A 3,150-nucleotide genomic window follows, 5' to 3' on the forward strand; every position below is an offset into this window, starting at 1 on the left:
GCGTCGGCATGGGCAAGAAGCCGGACGCGGTGTTCCTGAAGGACGGGGACGTGATCCGCCTGGGCATCGACGGGCTGGGCGAACAGCAGCAGACGGTCCACGCCTGGAACCCGGCGTTGATCGACGCCTGATCGACACCTGAGCCACCCCGAGGACCACCCCATGAGCGCCGGCCCCGTCATCCGCATCCATCCCGGCGACAACGTCGTCATCGCCCGCGCGCAACTGCTGGGCGGCACCGTGCTGGAGGGCGAGGGCGTGACCGTCTCCGGGCTGGTCCCGCCGGGGCACAAGGTCGCCACCCGCGCCATCGCGGCGGGCGAGCCGGTGCGCCGCTACGGGCAGGTCATCGGCACGGCGACCCAGCCGATCGCGCCGGGCCAGCACGTCCACACCCACAACCTCGCGTTCAGCGACTTCACCCGCGAGCACGCAGACGGCGTGGACGCGGTGCTGACCGCCTTCGAGGCCGAGCCGGCGACGTTCGACGGCATCGTGCGGGCGGACGGCCGGGTGGCGACGCGCAACTACATCGGTGTGCTGACCTCGGTGAACTGCTCGGCGACCGTGGCACGGGCCATCGCCGACCAGTTCCGCCGCGACATCCGGCCCGAGGCACTGGCGGACTTCCCGAACGTGGACGGCATCGTCGCGCTGACCCACGGCATGGGCTGCGCCACGGCCAGCGACGGCGAGGAACTGCGCGTGCTGCGCCGCACGCTCGGCGGCTATGCGCGGCACCCGAACTTCGCCGCCGTGCTCGTCGTCGGCCTGGGCTGCGAGACGAACCAGATCCAGGGTCTGATCGCGCAGGAAGGGCTGCAGGAGGGCGCCAAGCTCGTCACCTTCAGCATCCAGGACTCGGGCGGCACGGCGCAGACCGTGGCGCGTGGCGTCGCGCTGATCCGCCAGATGCTGCCCGAGGCGAACCGCGTCTCGCGGCAGCCGGTGCCGGCGTCGCACCTTGTCGTCGGCCTGCAATGCGGCGGCTCGGATGGCTACTCCGGCCTGAGCGCGAACCCGGCGCTCGGCGCGGCGGTCGATCGCCTCGTGCGCCATGGCGGCACGGCGATCCTGTCCGAGACGCCCGAGATCTACGGCGGCGAGCACCTGCTGACCCGCCGCGCCGTCAACGTCGGAGTCGCCGACAAGCTGCGCGCCCGCATCGCGTGGTGGGAGGAATACACCGCCCGCCACGCCATGCGCATGGACAACAACCCCTCCGCTGGCAACAAGGCGGGCGGGCTGACGACGATCCTCGAAAAGAGCCTCGGTGCCATCGCCAAGAGCGGCACGACGAATCTGGTCGATGTCGTCGAGTTCGCGCAGCCGGTCACCGCGCACGGCCTCGTCTTCATGGACACGCCCGGCTACGACCCGGTCTCGGCGACGGGGCAGGTCGCGGGCGGCGCCAACCTGATCTGCTTCACGACCGGGCGCGGCTCGGCCTATGGCTGCGCGCCGTCGCCGTCGCTGAAGTTCTCGACCAACACCGCGCTGTGGAACCGGCAGGCCGACGACATCGACCTGAACTGCGGCACCGTGATCGACGGCGCCGAGTCGGTGGACGAAGCCGGCGAGCGCATCTTCCGCCTCATGCTGGACGCCGCCTCGGGCCGCGCCACCAAGAGCGAACAACACGGCTACGGCCAGAACGAATTCGTGCCGTGGCAGCTCGGCGCGGTGATGTGAAAAGGGAATCCTGATGGTGCAGCCGATCGCCGAGGGCAGCGTGTGCGTGCCCGCCGAAGACATCGCCGCGTGGGCGGTGCAGTGCCTGCAGGCGCTCGACCTGCGCCCACCCGACGCCCGGCAACTCGCCGACAGCCTCGTGCAGACCAGCCTGTGGGGCGTGGACACGCACGGCATCGCCCGGTTGCCGCACTACTTCGACCGCATCGCGCGTGGTTCGATCCGGGCGCGGCCGGTGCTGCGCATCGAGCGCACGGGTGTGTCCACCGCGCAGGTCGATGGCGACCAGGGGCAGGGCATCCTCGTCGCGCATTTCGCCAACCGGCTGGCGATGGACATCGCCCGTGAAACCGGCTTGGCAGCGGTGGGCGTGCGCGACTCGTCGCACTGCGGCGCGGTTGGCCTCTACGCCCGCGAGGCGGCGCGGGCCGGCCTGATCGGACTCGCCTTCACCCACGCCGACAGCATCGCCGCGCCCCACGGCGGCCAGCGCCCGTTCTTCGGCACCAACCCGATCGCCATCGCCTTCCCGCGTGCCAATGGCGAGCCGGTGTGCCTGGACATGGCGACGACCTCCATCCCGTGGAACCGCGTGATGAACGCCCGCCGCGAGGGCCACCCGCTGCCGCCCGACATCGCCATCGACGCCGCAGGCCAGCCGACCACCGACCCGAACGCCGCCATCGCCGTCACCCCGCTCGGCGGCCACGACTACGGCCACAAGGGCTACGCGCTGGCGCTGATGGTCGATCTGCTCAGCGGCCCGCTGCACGGCAATCCCTTCGGCCCGCACATCCCGTCCATGTTCGGCGACCTCGACGCGCCACGCCGCATCGGGGCGTTTTTCCTCGTCATCGACCCGATGCGCTTCGCGGGCGGGCCAGTGCTGGCCGCCGTGGTCGAGCAGATGGCGCACGCGCTGGCCGCCGAACCCGGATCGCCGCGCATGCCCGGCGACCCCGAGCACGACTGCCAGACGGAGCGCCGCCGCACCGGCCTCCCCGTCGAGCCGCAACTGGCGCGGCAAATGCACGACTGGAGCGTGCGGCTGGGCGTGGCACCGCCGCTGCGCCTGGTTGCGCAGGGGTAACCCTTGTGGCCCTGCCGTGAGGGGCTTCCTAGAATCGCGCACCACTTTTCCCTTACTCATCCAGGTTTTCAGGAGTCTCTGCATGGAACGTCGCAATTTCATCCGTCAAACGGGCTTGGCCGGCGTGCTCGCTGCGGGCGCTGCGCCGGCCATCGTCCATGCCCAGGCCAACATCCGCTGGCGCCTGGCGTCGAGCTTTCCGAAGTCGCTCGACACCATCTTCGGCGCTGCGGAGGAGTTTGCCAAGCAGGTCAGCGCGATGACGGGTGGCAAGTTCCAGATCTCGACCCACCCGGGTGGCGAGCTGATGCCGGCGTTCGGCGTCGTCGATGGCGTGCAGAACGGCACCATCGAGATGGCCCACACCG

Annotated in this window: 3 protein-coding genes and 1 pseudogene; all 4 read left to right on the top strand. The window is 70.8% G+C overall.

Going from position 1 to position 3,150, the window contains the following annotated elements; translation table 11 throughout:
• Positions 1–131 (top strand): annotated as a pseudogene (locus AB3X43_RS06770) (2-hydroxyhepta-2,4-diene-1,7-dioate isomerase); the annotation flags it as partial.
• A 31-nt stretch (positions 132–162) separates the two neighbouring features.
• On the top strand, positions 163–1,692 hold the full coding sequence (locus AB3X43_RS06775; protein WP_369429100.1) for a UxaA family hydrolase: 1,530 nt from the start codon (positions 163–165) through the stop codon (positions 1,690–1,692).
• Positions 1,693–1,705: 13 nt separating this feature from the next.
• A complete protein-coding gene (locus AB3X43_RS06780; protein ID WP_369429101.1) occupies positions 1,706–2,782 on the top strand; it encodes an Ldh family oxidoreductase in 1,077 nt (358 codons plus the stop codon).
• A gap of 82 nt (positions 2,783–2,864) precedes the next feature.
• A partial coding sequence (locus tag AB3X43_RS06785; RefSeq protein ID WP_369429102.1) for a twin-arginine translocation signal domain-containing protein occupies positions 2,865–3,150 on the top strand: 286 nt, incomplete at its 3' end.

It is taken from the genome of Sphaerotilus sp., assembly GCF_041083715.1.
Classification (GTDB): domain Bacteria; phylum Pseudomonadota; class Gammaproteobacteria; order Burkholderiales; family Burkholderiaceae_C; genus Sphaerotilus.

Excerpts from the sequence above, each read along its gene's own strand:
- AB3X43_RS06775 (WP_369429100.1), top strand. The coding sequence starts at position 163 with ATGAGCGCCGGCCCCGTCATCCGCATCCATCCCGGCGACAACGTCGTC.
- AB3X43_RS06780 (WP_369429101.1), top strand. The coding sequence starts at position 1,706 with ATGGTGCAGCCGATCGCCGAGGGCAGCGTGTGCGTGCCCGCCGAAGAC.